20 protein-coding genes are annotated in these 21,844 nt (G+C 47.6%); 9 read left to right on the top strand and 11 right to left on the bottom strand.

The window, feature by feature from the left end:
- From ACZ5R2_RS12510 to nifL, 4 genes are all read right to left on the bottom strand, one after another.
- The gene (locus ACZ5R2_RS12510) at window positions 1-240 is read right to left on the bottom strand and encodes a 4Fe-4S dicluster domain-containing protein (RefSeq protein WP_464899707.1); all 240 of its coding nucleotides are present in this window, start codon (window positions 238-240) and stop codon (window positions 1-3) included.
- On the bottom strand, window positions 237-1,520 hold the full coding sequence (nifB, locus tag ACZ5R2_RS12505; RefSeq protein ID WP_464899706.1) for a nitrogenase cofactor biosynthesis protein NifB: 1,284 nt from the start codon (window positions 1,518-1,520) through the stop codon (window positions 237-239). The genes ACZ5R2_RS12510 and nifB overlap by 4 nt, the downstream gene beginning before the upstream one ends.
- Before the next feature lie 224 nt (window positions 1,521-1,744).
- Window positions 1,745-3,421, bottom strand: coding sequence for a nif-specific transcriptional activator NifA (nifA, locus tag ACZ5R2_RS12500; RefSeq protein WP_464899705.1), 1,677 nt, complete (start codon window positions 3,419-3,421; stop codon window positions 1,745-1,747).
- Window positions 3,418-4,920 (bottom strand): nitrogen fixation negative regulator NifL, encoded by a 1,503-nt coding sequence (nifL, locus tag ACZ5R2_RS12495; RefSeq protein ID WP_464899704.1) that lies wholly within the window; start codon window positions 4,918-4,920, stop codon window positions 3,418-3,420. Before nifL ends, nifA begins: the two co-directional genes overlap by 4 nt.
- Before the next feature lie 370 nt (window positions 4,921-5,290).
- Here nifL and rsxA point away from each other — a divergent pair, with 370 nt between their 5' ends.
- The 8 genes from rsxA (at window position 5,291) to ACZ5R2_RS12455 (ending at window position 11,184) form a co-directional block, all read left to right on the top strand.
- A complete protein-coding gene (gene rsxA / locus ACZ5R2_RS12490; protein WP_464899703.1) occupies window positions 5,291-5,863 on the top strand; it encodes an electron transport complex subunit RsxA in 573 nt (190 codons plus the stop codon).
- Between the two features lie 34 nt (window positions 5,864-5,897).
- Window positions 5,898-6,431: an RnfABCDGE type electron transport complex subunit B gene (locus ACZ5R2_RS12485; protein WP_464899702.1), complete on the top strand. Its 534-nt coding sequence runs from the start codon at window positions 5,898-5,900 to the stop codon at window positions 6,429-6,431.
- Entirely contained in the window at window positions 6,424-7,932 is a 1,509-nt protein-coding gene (rsxC, locus tag ACZ5R2_RS12480; protein WP_464899701.1) for an electron transport complex subunit RsxC, read from the top strand. The genes ACZ5R2_RS12485 and rsxC overlap by 8 nt, the downstream gene beginning before the upstream one ends.
- Window positions 7,929-8,912 (top strand): RnfABCDGE type electron transport complex subunit D, encoded by a 984-nt coding sequence (locus tag ACZ5R2_RS12475; RefSeq protein WP_464899700.1) that lies wholly within the window; start codon window positions 7,929-7,931, stop codon window positions 8,910-8,912. Before rsxC ends, ACZ5R2_RS12475 begins: the two co-directional genes overlap by 4 nt.
- A gap of 1 nt (window position 8,913) precedes the next feature.
- Window positions 8,914-9,579 (top strand): RnfABCDGE type electron transport complex subunit G, encoded by a 666-nt coding sequence (locus ACZ5R2_RS12470; RefSeq protein ID WP_464899699.1) that lies wholly within the window; start codon window positions 8,914-8,916, stop codon window positions 9,577-9,579.
- Window positions 9,572-10,276 carry an electron transport complex subunit E gene (locus tag ACZ5R2_RS12465; protein WP_464899698.1) on the top strand — a complete coding sequence of 235 codons (705 nt, stop codon included), beginning with the start codon at window positions 9,572-9,574 and terminating at the stop codon, window positions 10,274-10,276. Before ACZ5R2_RS12470 ends, ACZ5R2_RS12465 begins: the two co-directional genes overlap by 8 nt.
- The gene (locus tag ACZ5R2_RS12460) at window positions 10,248-10,511 is read left to right on the top strand and encodes an RnfH family protein (RefSeq protein ID WP_464899697.1); all 264 of its coding nucleotides are present in this window, start codon (window positions 10,248-10,250) and stop codon (window positions 10,509-10,511) included. The genes ACZ5R2_RS12465 and ACZ5R2_RS12460 overlap by 29 nt, the downstream gene beginning before the upstream one ends.
- Window positions 10,512-10,650: 139 nt before the next feature.
- Window positions 10,651-11,184, top strand: coding sequence for a flavodoxin (locus ACZ5R2_RS12455; protein WP_464899696.1), 534 nt, complete (start codon window positions 10,651-10,653; stop codon window positions 11,182-11,184).
- Between the two features lie 142 nt (window positions 11,185-11,326).
- Here the strand turns inward: ACZ5R2_RS12455 and ACZ5R2_RS12450 are convergent, their stop codons facing one another.
- Together ACZ5R2_RS12450 and ACZ5R2_RS12445 are read right to left on the bottom strand one after the other, a co-directional pair.
- Entirely contained in the window at window positions 11,327-12,913 is a 1,587-nt protein-coding gene (locus ACZ5R2_RS12450; RefSeq protein ID WP_464899695.1) for an MFS transporter, read from the bottom strand.
- Window positions 12,914-12,961: 48 nt separating this feature from the next.
- The gene (locus ACZ5R2_RS12445) at window positions 12,962-14,068 is read right to left on the bottom strand and encodes a glycoside hydrolase family 117 protein (RefSeq protein WP_464899694.1); all 1,107 of its coding nucleotides are present in this window, start codon (window positions 14,066-14,068) and stop codon (window positions 12,962-12,964) included.
- A gap of 458 nt (window positions 14,069-14,526) precedes the next feature.
- On the opposite strand from ACZ5R2_RS12445, the gene ACZ5R2_RS12440 reads away from it, so the two are divergent.
- Entirely contained in the window at window positions 14,527-14,997 is a 471-nt protein-coding gene (locus ACZ5R2_RS12440; protein WP_464899693.1) for a GNAT family N-acetyltransferase, read from the top strand.
- 61 nt (window positions 14,998-15,058) lie between these two features.
- Here the strand turns inward: ACZ5R2_RS12440 and ACZ5R2_RS12435 are convergent, their stop codons facing one another.
- The 5 genes from ACZ5R2_RS12435 to ACZ5R2_RS12415 form a co-directional block, all read right to left on the bottom strand.
- Window positions 15,059-15,973 carry a hypothetical protein gene (locus ACZ5R2_RS12435; RefSeq protein ID WP_464899692.1) on the bottom strand — a complete coding sequence of 305 codons (915 nt, stop codon included), beginning with the start codon at window positions 15,971-15,973 and terminating at the stop codon, window positions 15,059-15,061.
- Between the two features lie 375 nt (window positions 15,974-16,348).
- Complete coding sequence (locus tag ACZ5R2_RS12430; RefSeq protein WP_464919416.1) at window positions 16,349-16,618, bottom strand: hypothetical protein; 270 nt, start codon at window positions 16,616-16,618, stop codon at window positions 16,349-16,351.
- Window positions 16,619-17,212: 594 nt separating this feature from the next.
- Window positions 17,213-18,037 carry an alpha/beta fold hydrolase gene (locus ACZ5R2_RS12425; RefSeq protein ID WP_464899690.1) on the bottom strand — a complete coding sequence of 275 codons (825 nt, stop codon included), beginning with the start codon at window positions 18,035-18,037 and terminating at the stop codon, window positions 17,213-17,215.
- 115 nt (window positions 18,038-18,152) lie between these two features.
- Window positions 18,153-20,147 (bottom strand): substrate-binding domain-containing protein, encoded by a 1,995-nt coding sequence (locus ACZ5R2_RS12420; RefSeq protein ID WP_464899689.1) that lies wholly within the window; start codon window positions 20,145-20,147, stop codon window positions 18,153-18,155.
- A complete protein-coding gene (locus ACZ5R2_RS12415; RefSeq protein WP_464899688.1) occupies window positions 20,144-21,670 on the bottom strand; it encodes a sugar ABC transporter ATP-binding protein in 1,527 nt (508 codons plus the stop codon). The genes ACZ5R2_RS12420 and ACZ5R2_RS12415 overlap by 4 nt, the downstream gene beginning before the upstream one ends.
- Between the last annotated feature and the right edge of the window lie 174 nt (window positions 21,671-21,844).

Genomic DNA, 21,844 nt, shown 5'->3' with positions numbered 1-21,844 from the left:
TTATGCCGGGGTGAGGGAATAGCGCGGGTTCAGGGGCTCACCGTAGTAACAGATGGCTTCCTCTATCGGACAGATCTCAGCGCATTGACGCTGTTCAAATTGTCCCTCGCAGCCATTGCATCTTTGTTGGCGGATGGCAAACTCCGGTTTTCCATCCGGGTTGCGGTAGACCGCTTTGTTCGGACAAACGTTATAACAGGCATGACAGCCTACACATTTGGCACTGATGGTCATGGTCATTGATTGACTACCTCATGATTCGATGTTGTAAGTGGAGTGACCTTTTCGGTCTTGTGCAGTGATTGAGCCAGCGCAGAAAGGGCTTGCTGTTCAGTTAGGTAAGCGAAATCTGTATTGGGCATAACGCCATGACTCTCAAGCTCTTGCCAAGGGCCCAGTCCGATGCGCACACTCAGGACCTGCTGACAGTCCTTAAGAGCATCAATCGGCAGCGGGGTATCGCAATCCTCTTTGCCGGTGCAATACTGCTGCACTGGACGAGACTCGATAAAACTGACTTGATTGGGGGTGATGTCGTAGATATTCATCTGTGTGGCATGACCAAAATGGCAATCGATGATCTCACTGCCTTTGCTGGCGACAGCAACGCGATAGACATCGTCCTTTTCTTGGCTACTGCAAGGGCTGGCAAGCTGGCCGACGGCATCAGCACGACATTGCTGACAATGAGTCATTTGCGGCATGTGTAAAACCGAGGCGCTGCGCGCGTCCTCAATCTGTTGTGCTGTTGGCTCGGGCGTATGGTTTAGCCCAAAATACGTGCCGTGCTCTGGCTGAGAAATCAGTGGCATAATATTATGCAGAAACGCGCCTTTTTGTTTTAACGCTTGTGACAGCGCTTCGATACCTTGGGTGTTCACCCCTGGGATCAAGACGGTATTGATTTTGACTAACATGCCCGCGCGCTGCGCCGCCTCTAGTCCTTTAAGTTGTTGCTCAATCAGTATCCGACCCGCTGCCTCTCCCTTATATCGTCGATGATTGAAGAAGATCCACGGGTAGATTTTGGCGGCAATCTGCGGGTCAAGCGTATTAATGGTGATGGTCAAGTGATCCACTCCCAGCTCGGCCAGCTCCTCTGCGTAGTGGGCCAACTCTAAGCCATTAGTTGAAATGCACAGCTTCACATTGGGGTCCGACTGGCGAATAAGTGACAAGGTTTGCATTGTCATCTTGGGGTTGGCCAGCGCATCGCCAGGGCCTGCGATGCCGACGACAGTGAGATTGGGCATACGTTGCTTGATGGCATGAAAGCGCGCAAGTGCATCTAGGGGCTGCAAGACGTGCGAGACGACCCCTGGGCGAGACTCGTTACTGCAGTCATACTTACGATTACAGTAGTTACATTGAATATTACACGCTGGCGCAACCGGCAAATGAATGCGCGCGTACTGCGCGGCGTTTTTTGAATAGCAGGGGTGATCTTCAATGCGCTTCTGCGTCTCTTTACCAATAAAATGGGTGATGAGCTCATCTGTGAGCCGGTTAGTTAAGTCCATATACAATCCTATATTGCTTGGTCACCGAATTATCTCTATTGACTTGCAAGTGGTATGCCCAATGTAACTCTACATAAAAATCAATAAAAACAGCAACTTAAAACAAGTGTTATCTTTGGGATACTCACTTTGTCCGGAAACCAACAAAAGGGGTAAGTGAATGTTACCCCTCATAAACCCAACCCATCTCGCTGATACTGGACCTTGAGATGAGTTGGGCTTAATCAAAGCTGCTTAACATCGATGTTCATCGTCTTGATCCGATAGGCAATCTGGCGTGGGGTCATATTGAGCAGGCGAGCAGCCTTAGCCTTGACCCATCCTGTTTGCTCTAAGGCGTGGATAACACGTTGCTTTTCTTGCTCATCAAACTCAAGGTTCATACCGCCATAGCCATTATTACAGCCGCTCTGGGCGTGGAGCATACTCCCTTGAGGCTGAGTCATCGCGCCTTGTGGATGAGGCATGGATGCTGGTGGGTGAGGCATTGTTGGTCGCTCCGAATGGGGAGTGATCGGCGAGCCTCCAAGCGGAGTTGGGTTTTGGATCGCGGTAGAGAATTGCTGCGTGTTATGCATTTGGATCAGCGACATATCTATCAAGCCGTCGGTACTTAACACCGCAGCGCGTTCGATAGTGTTTTCAAGCTCTCGTACATTGCCAGGCCAGCAGTAGTTCATCAGATAGCCCAGTGCCTGCTCATCAATGCGCAGTTTGCGATTCTGGATACCAGAGAGCTTATCAAGGATCGATTGCGCAAGGTCTGGAATGTCATCCAATCGGTCACGCAGTGGCGGCAAAAATATCGGCATCACATTGAGGCGATAATAGATATCTTCACGAAAGTTGCCCTGGATAACCTCTTGCTCGAGCGCTCGGTTGGTCGCAGCGATGATCCGCACATCGACAGAAATAGGCTCAGTGCCGCCGACACGGTCAAAGGTCTTTTCTTGTAATACCCGCAGTAATTTAGCTTGAAAGGAGGGCGAGGTCTCACCAATCTCATCGAGAAACAGCGTGCCACCATTGGCCATCTCGAAGCGTCCTTTACGTGTTTTTACTGCCCCGGTAAAGGCCCCTTTTTCGTGGCCGAACAGTTCCGATTCCAGCAAGTTGTCAGGCAGCGCAGCACAGTTGAGTTTGACAAAGGGTTGGTTAGCGCGCGGCGAGTTATAGTGAATCGCATTAGCGATCAGCTCTTTACCTGTGCCCGACTCGCCACGGATCAAAATGGTCGAGTCCCAGCGTGACACCAAGCGCACCTGATCAAACACTTCTCTCATCACCTTAGTATGCCCAACCAGTGACGATACGCCATGCTCTTTGCGCACCTTGCGGCGGAGGCCATCGCGTTCGTGGGTGATGCGGGCTTGCTTGTTCGCAACGTTATGTGCCAGCTGGATGTTAACGGTCAAGAGGTTGGCAATCATCTCAAGGAAATCATGCAGGTTACGCAGATCATCATCGATAGGAGAGTTAGGCTGGGCACAAATAACGCCAATAACCTCTTTGTTGATGCTCTTTAACGGTACACCAATAAAGGGCTTGGCGTAGTCATAGATAGAGAGCTTGTCAGCAAACCTTGGGTCATTGCCGAGTGTTTTAAGCACGATTGAGCCACCCTCATTGAGCATGGAGCCGATCAGGCCTTCCCCCTGTTTGTAGTTAGTGGAACCTCGGGTGTATTCACCGCCAAGCTCAGGGGCATGGACCGACTCAACCAGCATCACATTGCGCTCTTTATCGCGAATTGCCAGCAGGCCACCTGACAAATGACACTCATCGTTGAGGATCTTCATTACAGAGGGCAGGGTTTGACGATAATCCAAGCTCTGGTTGAGTTGAGTACAGATGTGATACAGGGTTGACAGCAGTTGCTTGCTCGATATTGAATTGATCATAGCCCTTCCTCCTGACGAGAGAGGGGTAGAGCAATGACGAATTTCGCTCCGCTAAGATGCTCACTGCTCTCAACCGTGATCATACTCGCGTGATCGTTCATCACCTGCTGAACAATCGAAAGACCAAGGCCACGGCAACCAGATGTATTGATCGCTTTTGAGCTGTATAGCGGCTCAAAGATCTTGTTCGCCATGTTGGGCTCAATCCCTCCGCCGGAGTCTTCAATCGCGATCAATACGCTCTCTTTATCGCGGTGAGACCGGATGGTGATCAGTCGCTCACTAGCGCGGCAGGCATCAATCTGTTCAATCGCATTGTCGATCAGTTGAACTAAGGCGAGGATCAAGCGTGAGGGCATCGCATTAATTGACGGTAGGTCACGACATAAGTCTAAATCCAACTGGATATAGTGATTGACTAACTTTTCAGACGAAACGCTACAGGCATCGCGGATCACTTCATTGATATTAGTGGCTTGCAACACTTCTTTCGGCCGCTCTGGGATATGCTCCTGAATGTAGCGTAGGGCACTGAAGCCCTCACCAACGGCCTGTCCCATCATCTCGAGCCCTTGGCACTGATGATTACGCCCATTGAGGATCTTGACCGCAGACTCAATCACATTCAATGGACCTTGCAACTGATGAATCGTTGCCATCAACACCTCTTGCATTGAGTGGACATGCTTGCGATCAGCAATCAACAGTTTGAGGCCACTGATCCTCTGCTCCTCGAGCAGTTTTCTTTTCTGGGTGCGCTCATTGATCACCAAAATAGCGTGGGTTTCTTCTTTAGGCTCGAAGTAGCATTCGGTGCGTGTTTCCTGGAGAAGAAGTGGGTCTATAGTACAGTGAAAACTGCGCAGTTGATTACGATAAACAATATCCAATTCAATATCTTGGCTTTGCTGATGGAATTGAACATTATTCGTTTTTAGTTTTTCAACGATTTCCGGGAATAATATGTTATAGAAAAACGCTTCATCATAGGTTTCTTCCAGTCCACGGTTGGTAAAGGAAATATTAAAGTTATGGTCAAACATGGCAATGGACAGCGAGCTGGCATTTAAAATAGCCGAAAATATAGACCTATGATTGTGGGATAATTGGTGGTGACTAAACTGTTCAGTGATGTCTCGCTGTACGGAATAATATCCAGTAAAGTCATCAAAGCTGACAGGGAATATAGTTAAATCAGCAATGTAAGCTTTGCCATTTCTACGACGGTTAATTAAGTTTCCTCGCCAGATTTGATTGCTTGAAATCGTTTTCCATAGGTTAGCGTACAACTCCTTTGGGGTGTTAGAGTTGGACAGTATTGAGCAGTTCTGACCAAGCAGTTCTTCACGGCTGTAACCCGTGATTGCAGATACTGCATGGCTGATATTGACAATATTACCAGCAGAGTCAGTGATGGTGATTGCTTCACCTGTTGACTCGAGGTCAATATGTTCGACTCTCTTAAATTGATTGATATAATTATTTATAAATCCATTCAAAATAGAACTCCAAGAGTATTACCTGACGAAATCGAAGCATATTCCATTCCAATATTAATATCATCAATACAGATTTGTAATTTAACTGGTTTACAAATTGATCTAACGCAATAGAACACGACATTTTGTCATCTAAGCGACAAACGATTTGTCGGTATTTTCTGTTCTACAAGGTCTAATCGCACTGTAAGGGTCATGATTGCTTTATTTTGATGCAGTTTTACCGCTGTATGTTTGGCACCTTTCGTGCAAAGGGTTGAGTGGTATTACTGATTAATACTGAATTTTAGCACGTATTTTATGTGTGTTTTTAATATGCATTAGTAGCGACTCAATCAAGCGGTGCATATTTTCGGGTAAGGAATCTAACATGGATGAATGGTTAATATTTTTAAGCGCGGCATTTGTTAATAATGTCGTTCTAGCGAAATTTCTCGGACTGTGCCCATTTATGGGTGTATCCAAAAGCATCTCTAGCGCGCTCGGGATGGGGCTCGCAACCACCTTTGTGATCACAGTAGCGGCCATTGCTGCTTGGATGTTTGATCGCTTTGTTTTGCAAGTATGGCAAATCGAATATCTGCGTACGATTGCCTTTATTGTCCTGATTGCTTCCGTCGTCCAGCTCACCGAGCTGTATGTCCAGAAAAATAGCCCAGCGCTTTATAAGGCTCTTGGGGTGTTTTTACCCTTGATCACCACCAACTGTGCCGTGCTTGGGGTAACGCTCCTGACCGTTCAGGAGCAGTATTCGTTTTTAACCACTGTCCTATTCAGTTTGGGGTCTTCTTTCGGCTTTATCATCGTGATTGTCCTATTTGCTGGTATGCGTACTCAGTTGAGTCTGAGCAAGGTGCCAGCAGCGATGCAGGGTAACCCTATCGCTTTTCTTACCGCTGGGCTGCTATCGATGGCCTTTATGGGTTTTGCCGGGATGGCATAGAGATATCAAGCCGAATCGACACTAAGGAGGGGATATGACTGTATTGATATTTATGTTACTTGGCGCGCTGCTGGGCTTGATGCTTGGTGTTGCCTCAAGAGTATTTGTTGTCGAGAGTGACCCGTTGGTCGACAAGATTGTTGCACTAATGCCCGGAGGCCAGTGTGGTCAATGTGGCAAAGCAGGCTGTCGCCAAGCGGCGCAGGCGATGGTCGATGGGGAGCTGGGCTATGACCAATGCCCACCTGGTGGTGCATCGCTGGTGGGGGATATTGCCCAATTGCTTGGGGTACAGGAGAACTCTGACAAACTGGCGATCCAATATATTGCTAGGGTGGACGAAGCGCAGTGCTCTGGGTGTACACGCTGCAGCAAGGCATGCCCATTTGACTGTATTTTTGGTGCGACCAAGCAGATCCATACTGTGATTGCGGATGTGTGTACTGGGTGTCGCCTGTGCGTGGATGTTTGTCCGCAAGAGTGCATTATTATTGAGCCGCTACAAGGCAGCGTTCAGACATGGGTGTGGCCAAAACCGTTTAGTACGGAGGTAAGCTGCAATGCTTAAGATTGATCGATATACCAGCTTACTTGGCAAGCCATTCAATGGTGGCGTGCATCCGCCAGGATACAAATCCCTCACCGCGCAAGATGAGGGCGCGGTGCCTTATTTTAGTTCCAAACAGCTATTTCTATCGCTGTTATTGCCTAACGGCAGCATGCTCAGACCGCTGGTTATGCCAGGTGAGGAGGTGAAAAAGGGACAGATCATCGCCATCGGTGCACAGCGCTCACTGCCACCGCTTCATTCACCGGCCAATGGGCGCGTAGTCGCGATTGCACCACATGTCGTTGATCATCCCGGTCAAGTTAAAGTCGCCACAATTGAGATTGAGTGCTTCAAAGATCAAAGCTGGGGAGCGGAATTTAGCTCTCGTTCGATTGCAAATCTTAGCCCGGAAGAGGTACTCAAGCGTATTGAGCAGGCAGGGATCGTTGGCTTAGGCGGCGCGGGGTTTTCAACGGCCGCCAAAGCACGCTTTGCCCGTAAGGCGGGAGTTAAACAATTGATCATCAACGGTGGTGAGTGTGAGCCCTACCTAACTTGTGATGACAGAGTAATGCGTCAACACAGCAACGAAGTGATTGAGGGCGTGCGCCTGTTACTGCTTGCGACTGGTGCTAAGCAGGCCTTGATTGGTATCGAGAGCAATAAGCCGCACAGCGTTGAGGCGATGACCTCAGCCGCTTCTGATGATGACAACATCCACGTAGAAATGGTGCCAACCCTGTATCCGATGGGCTCGGCGCATCATTTGACCAAAACCTTGACCGGAAAAACCGTTCAGCATGGACAGCGCTCAACCGACATCGGTGTGGTGGTCAACAATATCGCGACGGCCAGGGCGGTCTATCACGCAGTGAGATTTGGTCGTCCATTGATTTCGCGAGTTATCACTGTATCGGGGCTGGGGATCGAAAAGCCCGCCAACATTGAGGTACCGCTCGGCACAAGAGTCAAAGACATTATCGCCTTTTGCGGCGGAACCACCATGGAGTGTGAGCGGTTGATCTTTGGCGGTCCAATGATGGGGCAGGTGATCACTCACCTAGATATTCCTATTACCAAGATCACCTCTGGACTTTTGGCGTTGACGTATGAAGAGATTGGCCATGAAAAGCCCCAAGAGTGTATTCGCTGCGGCCAGTGCGTGCGCGCCTGTCCAATGGGGCTAATGCCATTTCGTATGCAGGCCGCCAGCCGCAGCTCCGACTATGCCTTGGCGAAAGAGCTCGGGATTGACCAGTGTATGTCATGTGGTGCGTGCAGCTACATCTGCCCATCGCGAGTGCCTTTAGCCCAGTATTTTTTCCACGCCAAAAGTGTCTTATCACACCAAAAACAATCCAAAAGTCGACAACAAAGAGCCAAACAGCTTTCAGAGGCTCGTACAGTGCGGCTTGCCAAGGAAGCTGAACTTAAGCGCGCGGCAAAAGAAGCTAAAAAGAACAAACGCAAGCGTGCGGGGGCACGCAAAAGTACCAAAGTTGAGGAGGCGCAATCATGATTAATTTTAAGCCAAGTGCAGGCCCATATGCGCATTCAAGTAACTCAACTACACGGATGATGTACCAAGTGGTGCTCGCGCTTACCCCAGCGCTGCTGTTTGCAGGTTATGTTTTTGGCCCTTCGGTATTTGTGGTGACCTTAGTATGTATCGCTGCGGCAGTGATCAGTGAGGGTTTGTGCCTATGGGTACGAGGAAAGACGCTTTTGCCTTGCCTTGATGGCTCAGCAGCGCTGACGGGCTTGCTGCTGGCTATGAGTTTACCGGCCAGTTTTCCTCCTTTGCTGTGTGGGCTAGGCGCTGCGTTTGCCATCGTGGTGGGTAAGCAGGCGTATGGTGGTCTTGGGCACAATTTGTTTAACCCGGCGATGCTGGCACGAGTGTTTCTGCTGGTGTGTTTTCCACTCGAGATGACGCAGTGGACCACACCGGCACCAGAGACAGTCGCGACCGTCTCGGAGTGGCTTGATTTTGATGGTGTGTCTGCGGCGACAGTGCTGAGTGGTGAGGTCGTAATGCCCGCAACCAGAGAGCTAATCTTGGGTCATCAAGCCGGCAGTCTAGGTGAGGTGCACGCCATATGGTTGCTGCTCGGCGGTGTTTATCTTATCTATCGCAGGGTGATCACCTGGGTGATCCCGCTGTTTTTCTTACTTGGCATCCTGACCCCAGCGACTTTGGCCTATTTAGCCTCATCGCAGGAATATCTCAGTCCCGGCCAGCATCTGTTTAGTGGCGCTGTGACGTTGGGGGCCTTTTTTATTGTGACCGACCTGGTCACATCCCCATCAAGCTTTCGCGGCCAAATGGTCTATGCATTGCTTGGTGGGTTATTGGTTTGGTTGATCAGGGAGTTCGGCAGTTACCCTGAGGGGGTGGCCTTTGCTGTGCTTATCATTAATGCGGCAAGCCCTTTGATTGATCATTATATGCAACCCAAGCGATTTGGTGCCCAAGCTGGCACAGGGAGTCATTCTTAATATGATCAAACCACTATCCCCTCAACTTGAATTACTACGGCAAAAGATCACCCAAGGCGGTGACATCAAAGAGGCGTTGGCAAGTCAAACCCTGATGTTAGCGTTAAGCTGTGCGTTAGCAGCGGGGTGTTTAAGCAGCCTCTATCGTTATGTTGCGCCAATGATTGAAGCTAACAGAATTGAGCAAAGCCTAGCGATGCTGCGAGAGCTAGTGCCGGATGCCGAGTTCAGTCCTAGCCTATTTGAGACTGCGCAGGTGTTTGAAATCGAGGAGCGCGCCTATCAGGTCGTCACGTTAAACGATCAAAGTGGTCAGCCGACCTATCAGGTTTTGTCGGGTGCGGAGCCTGGCTATAGCGGTGATATTCGCTTTATGGTCGCGGTGGACTTTCAAGGGGTGATCCAAAACGTGCGCGTGCTTAGCCACAGTGAAACCCCGGGACTAGGCGACAAAATCGAGCTGGCCAAGAGTGATTGGATATTAAGCTTCAATCACCGCTCGCTAAGCAATACCACACTGTGGCAGGTGGAGAAAGATGGGGGGGTGTTCGAGCAGTTCAGTGGCGCGACCATAACCCCGCGCGCACTGGTACGCGGTGTCCACCAGGCGCTTCTCGCCCATGCCCTTATTCAGCCGATGCAAACCAAGGAGGCTATCGATGAGTAAACCGTCGAGTTTTAAGCAGGTTATCGCCGATGGCTTGTGGAACAACAATATCGTTCTGAGCCAGTTGCTTGCGCTTTGTCCTTTGCTCGCTGTTACCAATGGCGCAACCAATGGCTTAGGCCTTGGGCTAGCCACCACAGCGGTGATGGTGCTGGCGAACCTGATTACCTCGCTAATGAAGAGCGTTGTTAGTCACGCGATACGTATCCCAATGAACATCTTGGTGATTGCCTTGCTAGTAACCATTACCGACTTGCTGCTCAATGCACTGTTGCCATCGTTGCATCAAGTATTGGGGTTATTCATCCCGCTGATTGTCACCAACTGCGCCATATTGGGACGAGTCGAGTCTTTTGCCAGTCGCAATGGGGCTGGCATTGCCGTGATTGATGGGCTCGCGATGGGGGTGGGCTTTACTTGGGTCCTCGTGTTGCTTGGCGGGATCCGTGAGATCCTCGGCACTGGTTACCTATTTGCCAATGCCGAGCTATTGCTTGGCGGTCAGTTCGCTTTTTTAGAAATGACCATTATTGAGGGCTATCGAGGGCTGCTGATTGCAATTCTGCCGCCGGGTGGCTTCCTAGTACTTAGCCTGATACTGATGGTGAAACAGCATTCAGAGAGTTTGATCACGCGTTATCAGCAACATAAAGCAAGGAGAAACGGTTATGAAAGCCAGTGTGATTTACGCCAATGAGAGTGACCAGATGTGGCTGGACGTGGATCTTGCGTCAGACGCAACAATTCTCTGTGCAATTACCCAATCTGGGATGGTCAATTTGTTTCCTGAGATTGACTTAAACCTGCAAAAAGTGGGGGTGTTTGGCAAGATAAAACCGCTTGATACGCCGCTCTCTGAGGGTGATCGGGTAGAGATTTACCGGCCAATTACATTTACCGACAATGCGTTGTCCGAAAGCGAACAACTGTAGACAAAAGGCGTCGCAAAGCCTGTAAATAGAGACACTTATTTTAGGTACGGTGTTTGCAATTCAATAGATAAAGCGACATTGCAAAAGGCAATTGAGTGTAAAAGCAGATTGATTTTTTAGGTATTTTAGGGAGAGCAAGATGTCGAAAATTGGAATTTTCTTTGGAACAGATACGGGCAGTACACGCAAAATTGCCAAGCTGATTCACAAGCAGTTGGGTGATATTGCAGACAAGCCGCTTAACATCAACCGTGTTGATGAGGCGACATTACTTGGCTACGACAAGTTGATCTTTGGCACGCCAACGCTGGGCGAGGGTGAGCTGCCAGGTCTTGCCACGGAATGTGAAGCCGAAAGCTGGGCGGAGTTTCTAGACAATAATGAAGAGATTGATCTAAGTGGTAAGACCGTGGCCTTGTTTGGCCTTGGAGACCAAGTGGGTTATCCCGATGAGTTTGTTGATGGGCTGGGGGAGCTATACGACTTTGTGACCGAGGCGCAAGCTAACGTGATTGGCTTTTGGCCTAATGAAGGCTATGAGTTTAATGAGTCTACGGCACTGGAAGATGACCAATTTGTTGGCCTAGTGATTGACAAGGATAACCAGGCCTCATTATCTGAAGAGCGAGTCACGCACTGGGTAGAGCAGATCAAGGCTGAGTTTGAGGCTTAGTTAGCCGTTAGGTTTGCTAAGTATAGACTTGCGATAGGCTTTCAAGCCTGTCGCAAGTCTAATTTTACTGACTCTAGAGGGAAGGTAATCTATGTGTTGGTTATTGGTAGGCCCAAATACACCAGTTCACTCGTAGGGTCGATTAAATCAGCTCTTCTTCTATTTGCTCTAGAGTCTTGTTCTTCGTCTCTGGTATCGTGAAGTATATAAATACAAGCCCCAGCAAACATGAGCAGCCATAGGATAAGAAGGTGTATGAAGCACCCCAGTTGTTTAGTTGCCAAGGGAAGGCTGTTGATACCACATACGCCGAGACACTAGTCATACAGGCAAAAATCGGAATTGATACCGTCCTAACAGCGTTAGGTGAGATCTCAGAAAACAGCACCCACATGATTGGACCTAATGAGATACTAAATGTAGCATTAAATATCACCAGCGCGCCTATGATGACATACGGGTTAATGCTGACAAATGCCTCGATGATCTGATCCATCACCAACAGTAATTGTGACCTATCCAGGCTAGATGTTGCAAAGATAAAGTCCTTAAATTCAGTGTCATTGCTAAATGTTGCACCTTCATGTGTTAACAATGGTTGCGTGTCTAAAATGTGCTCTACTTTGCTTAGCCCTTCACTATTAATGACGTACTCCGCACTATCAAACGCCTTGAATGCCACCAAGTTACAAGCGAGTAACACAATCATTCCGACAATTAATAGAGGTCTTCTTCCTAAACGATCTACCCAATAGATAGCAAATATCGTCGCAATCACATTAAATACGCCAATGAGAGCGGCTTGTAGGAAGGCTGATTCACTTCCCACCCCAACTTGCTCAAGCATCATTGGTGTGTAGTAGGCAATCGCACTCATCCCTGACGTGGACTGAAAGACCCCAAGCATCACACCAATTATAAGCACCTTAGACATTCTTTTCGAAAATAGTACTTTTAGTTGTTCACTGAACGTTAAACTATTGTACTTAGCGAGGTTTTGTCGAATTTCAGTCATTCTCTGATGAGCTAACGATTCACCGTAGTATCGGACTAATATTTCTTTACCTTCATCAAACGCACCTTTGATCGCTAGCCATCTAGGAGATTCTGGTATCGAGAAAATTAATACTAGCCAAATGACGGCTGGTATTAGTTCAACGGCAAACATCAATCGCCAAATATGTTCAGGTGAAAACAATAATGACGAGTTACTGAGATTTATAACTAACAGGTAGTTTGCGAGATAGGCGAAGCAAAAACCTAATCCTAGCGTGATGGTGTTACCAGTGACTAGCTTTCCTCTTTCCTCAGGGAGAGATATCTCCCCAATATACATTGAAGTCATTCCGAGTGAACAGAACGCCGCACCTCCTAAAGCTCTAGCAAAGAATAGAGAGTAAAAATCATACGCAATTACAGACATTACAGCTGATACAACATACAGGGACGCAATGGTTATGAAGGTTGTCTTACGTCCAAACTTATCGGCGAATTTGCCTGCAAAAATCAGTGCTAGTATTGCCCCCAGTGACGGTGAGCTAACGATAAGGCCCAACTGAATATCGGAAAGTGCAAAGGTAGATTGAATAAATTTTACAGTGCCTGAAATTATCCCAGCATCTATACCAAAAACAAATCCGCCTAAGAGAAGTATCAACGAAGGTTTGTTTCTTTTGAGCCAATCATAACTTATCCCGCTATGTTTCGAATAATATGTTCCTGTAGCCATGATAATACTCCTAACTTTGTATGGCGAATAACCGTCATAGTGTTTAACTCAGAAAATGGTGGTATTATTTATGTTTGAATAGTTGTGATTTATCTTGTAACTAAACCTAGGGTCACAGTCGAAACGGACAATATGGTTCCATTGGCTTCCTCGCTCATCGACATGACATAGCCCCCAACGAATCCCCTCTAAAGGATGCACATCATTGTTTTTGCTTCGGAATGCACCTCCGGCTTGGGGGGTGTTATTAATACGGGCCATGATTTCAAAATTGACACCATCCTTTGCATATTGGATGGTATCTTGCTCAGGACCATCTCGATTAAGCAGTGCACAAATACCATCTTTATAGTTCCAAAGCATGGTTTCATGTCCTGAGTTAGTAACAGGGTTAGCTGCATGGGGTTTAAATGGTCCAGTAGGCGCATCAGAGACAGCAACACCCCAACGAGTGTCTGGTCCGCCGTTTTTATGTCCAATGTCATTGAGTACTTTGTCGGCTCGGCCATAACCACATTTGTAATAAAGCCAAAACTGGTCATTATAAAAATACAGACTGGGATCGTGTACAAGTCCGACAAATGTCCCATAGTTATAGTTGTCAGGCTCCTGCTCGGTAAACCAGTTACCTTGCTCTTTCCTTTCGAAAATTGAGCCTTTGACCTTCTCAAACGGACCGCTAGGGGAAGTCGAGACTGCCATGCCCACGGATTCGGTTTCAGCGGAGTAAACGACATCATTTGATTGAGCTTGATAAACCAAATAGAAGTGCCCTTCATGTTCAAGGATGTCAGGAGTGCAAATCGTTCTGTCATCAATGTCGCCTGGTTCACCACGAGTTACTGCCGGCCCTTGCTCAGACCAGTTAATCCCATTACTACTAGTTGCATAATAGATGTCTGCTTGATCCCAAGGATATAACTTTATTTCTTTATTACTAACACCAATAGAAGACATGCCAAAGTAGGGTCCTACTGACTTTGTGTAGTAGACATAAAACACTCCATCATGAAGCAAGACACTACTTGGATCTCGTCTATGCACACCAACTTCCAGACCAAGTCCCTTGATCGGAGTGTAAGCAAAACCGCAATACCACTCACTAGACCTGCTGTAATTCTGAGCCCTTTTTGATGCTGCACTTAAATTTTCCATACTTATTTTCCGTTAGTTGATTATCTTTCATACAAAAAATATTTGGCAATGTAGTGAATAAACTATAAGTTAAAAATGAAAATCGTAAATATACGAAGGTCACATGAACCGAAAGGAATAGTTGTAAAAGTAATTGAAAACATACAAAATGTAACGAAAGTCTCATTTCAGAAATTTGACAAAACTGCCGTCGCATCAGACTGAGTTTAAGCCGATATCCTAGAGCGAGTGATGACGAGTTGCAGTACTCAAGTGGAAGCGTACTATGAGCGACATTAATCTCAACTGCACAATTGATAAGCGGTCTTTATCATGACCGATCATGAGAATATAACTAAGGGTGCGTTAGGCGCAGATAGAGTTTGAGGTTGGTTGCAATAAACCCAACCTTGCAAGTTACTTAGTACATTGTTTGGTGTAATCTGTTTGCGGATTTCATTGTAAGCGAATATCAGTATATGAATGTAAAAATAGGAGCTAGTGCAGCAATCATCGCGCAAGCGCAGACGATTCGTTTCCAAGTCTTTACTCAAGAGCAAGGGATTGGAGAAGGTCTAGATAAAGATGGCCTGGATGAGCAGGCAATACATGCCTTAGTCTTTGATGGCAAAATAGCGGTGGCAACCGCAAGGCTCTGCCTCATCGATAGTACCCATGGGGTGTTAGCCAGAGTTGCGGTATTAAAACATTATCGCAAGCAAGGGTTGGCAGGTCGCGTAGTTGATGCGCTAATGCGCTACGCACGGCAACACGGTGTCGACACTATAGATATCCATGCCCATCACTACTTACGCGAGTACTACCAAAAACACGGATTTTCGTTTATCAAAAACGTTGAGGTAGTGGCAGGCCATCGATTGATTGAGATGCGCTACCAACGCACCCCAAGCCAAATTAATGACGGCCTTACTCTAGCAAGTGAGACCTAAGTCGCTCGGCATGATTCGAACTCAGCCCACCTTTGCTGGGCGCACGCCAGCATAACCTTGTTCAGTCTAATGCACGCTTGGTGACTTTGCTTATCAATCTACCTTGTGTATGCACGAGTCCTGCCGAGCCATAACCGAGGTTAGCGTAATTGAACACTGCTTGGTCGAAGGTGATGTTGCCCCACTGGTAGTCTGCTTTTTGCACAATTAAGCCGCTATCATGGTCGATATACTCATTATCAAACCAAGTGAGGTCTAGATAGAGCTTGCGCCCATCCTTCAGGTTGACGACATTCCAGCGATGGTTACCTCCAGCCCACTCTTCAACTGATGCAACAGACTCGAGGGTGACCACTCTATCCATCACGATATCCGAGTAACCTGAGCAAACGGTGTGGTGTTTACCTGGTGTTTTTATCGGTTGTGCACCCTGATATTGATCAAAGCTCGCCCAGTCGAACTCGATCTGCTCGCTAAGCTGTTTGGCCAAATTGACCACTTCGGCAAAGGCCGGGTCGGTAAGTTGTAGATACTCTGAATGCAGTTTGATGTGATAACGTGCTTTTAACGAACGAAATTTGGCGTTGGTAATACTGCTTGGAGTGCTTCCCCCGCTGTAGTGGGCGTCTTCTCCCCAAGTTACGTGCTGTCCCTCATTGACATAGCCTGGCGCAATGGTATAGCTTGCTTGAAACAGAACCTGGTTACCATCACCACTCCACCACGCCTTGAGGTTTGGTTCGCGCGCCCACGGCCTCTCCATTTTTTCTACTGGAAAGCCTTCGGTTATAATCCAATGACGAACCTGTGGCGGAAACTGGCCGATGTTGGCGCCGTAGTAAAGGATTTCCGGTGGTGTAAATGGTGAAAGACTACTTGACGCTGTAAGTCGCTCAGAGGATGTTGCTGCTAACGAATGCGAAGAGATGACGGTTAGCCCTAGTAACCCCGTCAAAAGAGAGAGTCGAACACTCATGTTTGTGACCTTCCAAGCTTGTCATGTAAACGCTCACGATGTGAATCGTGGCCCATTGCTCGAGTCCTTCGAGCGCCGAAGGAGACTATAGCGAAGGTCAATTGAAATTTTTGTCTTATTGCTTGGAATCGTTAAATTGCGGACTGGCTTGATGCACGATTGAGTTGGTTTTTACTTTGAAGGACACAGCCTACATATCACTCATAGAGTGATAAATAATTTTGATAAGGGCCTTATGCCTGGCTCAGGCCTTGTTCGGCAAAGTTTCACCTCTTCTAAATTACGAAGTACCAACTGCAGAGATTGAGTACAAAAACTTTGAGCTACGGCTTATTTGTATATCCTTCGCTGATGAGGTTAGCGGTTTTTATTGATTCAATATCTCTTGAAAGTGAACCATTCTTCACGGGTTTCTTCTGTTATCAGCCCATCTCGTTCTCTGACTTGATGATCTTCTCCCATTTTGTTCCTAACACCTTCCATCAGTGACATTTTCTTCGCACCCCGACGAATAAAGCGGTCACCAAGGTAATACGATAAAGTAAACTCAACCATGTAACGGTTGCTATCTGAAGAACTGCGGATGATATCGATTTGGCTATTTTCTACGTGGTTACCTAGCTTAAACGTGGCGGATTCATCCATATATATCTCATATGCCCTCGTTGACTGTTGGTCGTTTTTTACTCTGTTAATCTCAAAGGTAACCATATAAGTAGGGTTTTGAGAAGCCTCGATAGTTATCACTTCTCTCGCGGTTACAGGGAGAGCGGCAGACAACACAAGCATTAAACCAATTAAGTATTTTTTCATTCACACGTACTGATGGTTACCCACTTGACCATCGTTCCTCATCTCAGTGCCTTTTTCAGTGATGCTTAGTGGTTCTAGTGAGCCAATTCACACATCTTGTCGGGTTCTCGGGCGGAATTTCACTAGCAGCATGGCGATAAATAAAGTTGCAATCAGAACAGGTCTCGCTGTCGCAACGGTTGGTATGCTGCACAATATACCATGAAGGCTATGACAATCTTACAACTCTATGACTCAATAATAGTGGTGAGAGCGATAGCAAGGTAAACCACTTTCGGTAAGTAGAGTTCTGCCGAAAGACATTGAGATGATTTTTGACACTTTCTATAACAAAGATTTTGAAGTACAAGTAGATTGAAACTGATCGATCGCATGCTAAACAGCATTTGCAATAGTCTCATAACTAAACTAATGGTCATAACTAAACTATTGATAGATAAAGTGGGTAATCAACTCGCTCAATGCGGCCGGTTCTTCCTCTATTACAAGGTGCCCTGAGTTTGGAATGGTAGCCAAAGATGAGCCGGCGAGCTTTTGTTGAAGAGAGTAAGCCTGTTCACAGGGTATCCATGTATCCTCTTCACCCCACAAAATCAGCACCGGGCATGTCACTTTATCAAACTTGTCTTGAAACTCATCGGTAAAAATCGAGTCAGCTTGCGCAATCTGACGATAAAAAGCCGGCTTACCTTGCACGCCCTGCCAAGGAGATAATATGCCCTCAATGGTCTCTTGGGGTAGACTTTGGTGTGCAGCCGTCTTTACGTATGCCTCGACGATCGCGTCATGGATATAGTCCGGTACTCCAGAGAATGCCTCTTCATGCATCTCTACGTGTTTAAAGAATGCAGAGCCCCATGGTGAAAGCGCTACAGGGTCGATAACGACTAACTTTTTATAGCTTTGTTTATTCAGTAGATGGCTACGTAGAACCGTCGTTCCTCCGAAGTCATGTCCCACAATATAGGGCGATTCAAGGTTCCAGTACTCGAGCAAGCTACACAACAGATGATTTTGAATACCTAAAGAAACGTCACTATTACTTTTATCGGATTGGCCATAGCCAAGCATGTCGTAGTAGTAGATTTTGAATTCTTGTGAGAGTTGCTCAATGAGATGTCTCATATTGAATGATGACCAAGGCGTACCGTGAACCAAGACCAGTGGTTCTCCATGTCCTTTGACTCCGTATTTTACTTTTCGACCTTGAAAGTGAAAGGTATTTGGTAACGTCCAGTTGTTGTTATCCATCGTCTTTGCCTAGATTTTATAATTTAGCTGTATATTAAAAGGCATGCGTTGTCTTAGTCAAAAAAAGCCACCAACGAATGTTGGTGGCTGTCTCTTTCTTAGCAGCACTAATTGCTTAGTAAAGAACCGCTTGGGCCTTGTCTGAATCAATATTGTCGCTGGTCACATAGACAACGCCCGTATCGATATAAGACGCCACTTTATTCCCTTTGAGGATCTCTGACACCGCTTCTACGCCCATGTTGCCCATGCCATAAGAAGATTGAACTACCGCACCATCAAGGACACCATCGCGAATGAACTGCTGAATATCTTGGTTACCATCGAAGGCCACCGCAACCAGTTTACCCGTGTAGCCACGTTGCTTGATTGCGCGTGCCATACCAACTGCAGTGGGTTCATTAGAGCCAAAGATACCCACTAGATCGCTGTTCGATGCGAGCACATCCACGGTTTGGTTGAGTGCGGTGACCATATCAGCGTTCGAGTAGTAGGGGCCGATAACCTCGTAACCCGCCGCTTCAATAGCCTCTTTAAAACCACCGTCACGCTCCATGGCACTGCCCGAACCTGCGGTAAAGCTCATCATTGCCACTTTGCCTTTTTTCCCGTTGAGTGTCTTGATCATCTGCTCAGCGGCGAGTTTGCCCGCCGCACGATTATCTGTAGATAAGAATGCTTGATGGTATTTATCATCATCATTGAGTGAAGAGTCAATCAGCGCAACTGGGACGCCTTTTTCCCACGCTTTTTTCAGTGCAGGCACCAAGGCGTTGGGGTCGGTTGGGGCCACAACCAGGCCAGCAACACCGCGGTTGAGCGCGTTTTGGATCATGTTCACTTGCTCATCCACCGCTGTTTCAGCAGCGGGACCTTGAAAGGTGATCTTGTAGTCTGGCAGAGTTTTAGATGCATCGACCGCACCGCCTTTCACGTTCTGCCAGAAGTTGGAGTTTTCTGTTTTAACCACCACAGCAATCTCCTTTTGTGCTGCTTGTGCATCAAAAGCCGCGCTTGAAAACGCAAAGACAAGACCCATCACGGCAACAGAAGCAATCTTATTCACTTTCATATCGTTCACATCCTTTTTGGTATTCGGGGTACGAGTTGTTTTTTTGACTTTCTTGGTTTTGTGCATTCGGTATTGATCGTAAGCAACGGTCGCGATGATCACGCCGCCGATCACAATTTGTTGCACAAAGAAGCTGACGCCATTCATATTCAGCCCGTTGCGCAGCACACCGATAATGAAAGAGCCGATGACCGCACCAGTGACGGTACCAACACCTCCCATTAGCGAGGTGCCACCGACCACGGCTGAGGCGATGGCATCGAGCTCGGCAGCCACAGAGCCGTTAGGCTGAGCGGTGACTAGGCGGCTGGCGATGATTACGCCGGCAAGGCCAGCAAGAAAACCTGACGCTACATACGCTGCGGTTTTGACTTTTTCGGTGTTGATGCCTGATAGACGCGCCGCTTCTTCATTCGAGCCAATTGCATATAGATATCGCCCTAGGCGCATTTTGGTCAACAGAAAGGAAAACGCCGCAACAACCAGTAGCATGACGATCACAGGGTAAGGGATACCAGCAAATTTAATGATTGGGAAGCCGTTTTCGCCAATCTCTATTACGCGAAATAATGCACCGTTACCCAGGTAGGAGAAAGACTCAGGCATTCCGGAGACCGGGGCGGCATTGGTGATATACAGCGCAATACCGCGCGCAATCATCATCATGCCCAAAGTGGCAATAAAGGGCGGTAGGCGAAGCTTAGACACACATAGACCGTTAAACAGTCCGCACGCTGCCCCCGTCAAGACGCCAATCAACATGCCAAACGGGACGGGTACGCCCGCGTTGACAGACATTGCGGCAGTGACACCAGCAAGCGCCATCACCGATCCTAACGACAAGTCAATCCCCCCGGTTAAGATGGTCAGCATCACACCTATACCGATAATGGTGATGGTGGATGTCTGTAGCCCGACTGTCATCATGTTGTCGACGCTGAAGAAGTACGGACTGGTGACTGAGAAGGCGATGATTAGCGCGAACAATCCGCCTAATGACGCCAGTTTTTGCAGGACTTCCTTGTGCTTGTCATTCATGACATTGCCTCCTCGTACTGTGGGTACATAGTTTTCACTCCAGTCGCGTATTGCATAATTTCTTCTTGGTTGGTCTGGGTGGTGATGAGCTCTGCGGTCATCACACCCTCCTGCATGACAATGACGCGATCTGACATGCCCAGTACCTCTGGAAGCTCAGAAGAAATCATAATCACGCCAATTCCTTGCGCGGCAAGCTCATCCAATAGCTCATAGATGGCATACTTTGCCCCCACATCAATGCCCCGCGTTGGTTCGTCAAAAATCATCACCTTGGCATCACGGAATAACCATTTGCCGATCACCACCTTCTGCTGATTACCGCCAGAGAGGTTACTTACCAGCTGCTCGATAGTTGGGGTTTTTATTTCCATCTTACGCACATAAGTTTCTGCCGCTTGTTGCTCAGACGGGGTGGAGATAACGCCAAGTTTGGAGCTGACCTTGTCCATCGATGCCATGGTGGTGTTTTCGCGGATCGACATCTTGACGGCAACGCCATTGAGCTTGCGATCCTCAGATAAATAGGCGACCCCGGCTTTGATCGCATCCGATGGGCTGCGGATCACTTGGCGCTCACCGTGGATAAACAGCTCGCCCTGGGTTAACTTGTCCGCGCCAAACAGCGCCCTTGCCAGCTCGGTACGTTTGGCCCCAACCAGCCCGGTGATGGCGAGAATTTCGCCCTTCCTCAAGTCAAAGTTAAGCGGCTGAAACACTCCCTCGCGTGCCACATTCATCACTGAAAAGATCAGCTCATCTTGAATGGTGGCCTTTTTCTCAGGGAAGTGATTGTCTAGTGTTCTGCCCACCATGCGCGCGATGATGTCGTCCATGGAGATATCGGCAAACTTATGGTTAGACACGTATTGGCCATCACGAAAGATCGTGATGTGATCACAGATGCGTCTTAGCTCATCCATGCGGTGAGAAATGTAGACGATCGCCACACCTTTCGCTTTCAATTTATTGACCAGCTTAAACAGGGCTTCGATCTCTTTATCGGTCAGTGCGGATGTTGGCTCATCCATAATGAGGATTTCGACATCAAAGCTCAGAGATTTGGCAATTTCCACCATTTGCTGTTTAGCAACAGAGAGGGTGTTGACGATATCGGTGGGCTCGACATCAATATCGAACATCTCAAGCAGTTTTTTCGCCTCACGTCGCATGGTTCGGTAGTCGATCAGGCCGTGTTTCAGTGGCTCACGGGCAAAGAAGATATTTTCCGCTACAGAGAGGTGGGGGATTAGGTTTAATTCTTGGAAGATCATCGAGATCCCGGCTTCTTGAGCCTCAAGCACCGAGTTAAACGCTATGCCGCTACCTTTGTATTGGATATATCCTTCATCTGCCAGGTAGACACCAATCAACACCTTCATCAGGGTTGATTTGCCCGCACCGTTTTCACCCATCAAGGCATGAACTTCACCTTTTCTAAGCTGAAACTGAACATCTTGCAGGGCCTGTACGCCGGTAAAAGCTTTTGATATTCCACTCATAGTCAGAATTGGATTCGTCATAACCGTCCCTTGCTAATCGTTTTTGGCGATGAAACTCAGTAAATAAATGTTACACTTGAAAACATTCGAAATATAACGAAACCTTTCGTTTTTAAGCTGTCGATCACATAATTGCCTGTTTTTTGTTCTGCTTGTGAAGTTATGCTGAAAGGGGAGAAGAAGGGGCGAGATGCG

The sequence above is a fragment of the Vibrio sabulosilitoris genome, assembly GCF_055391395.1.
Note: the sequence above shows the minus strand (reverse complement) of the source record. Positions and strands in the feature narration are given on the sequence as shown.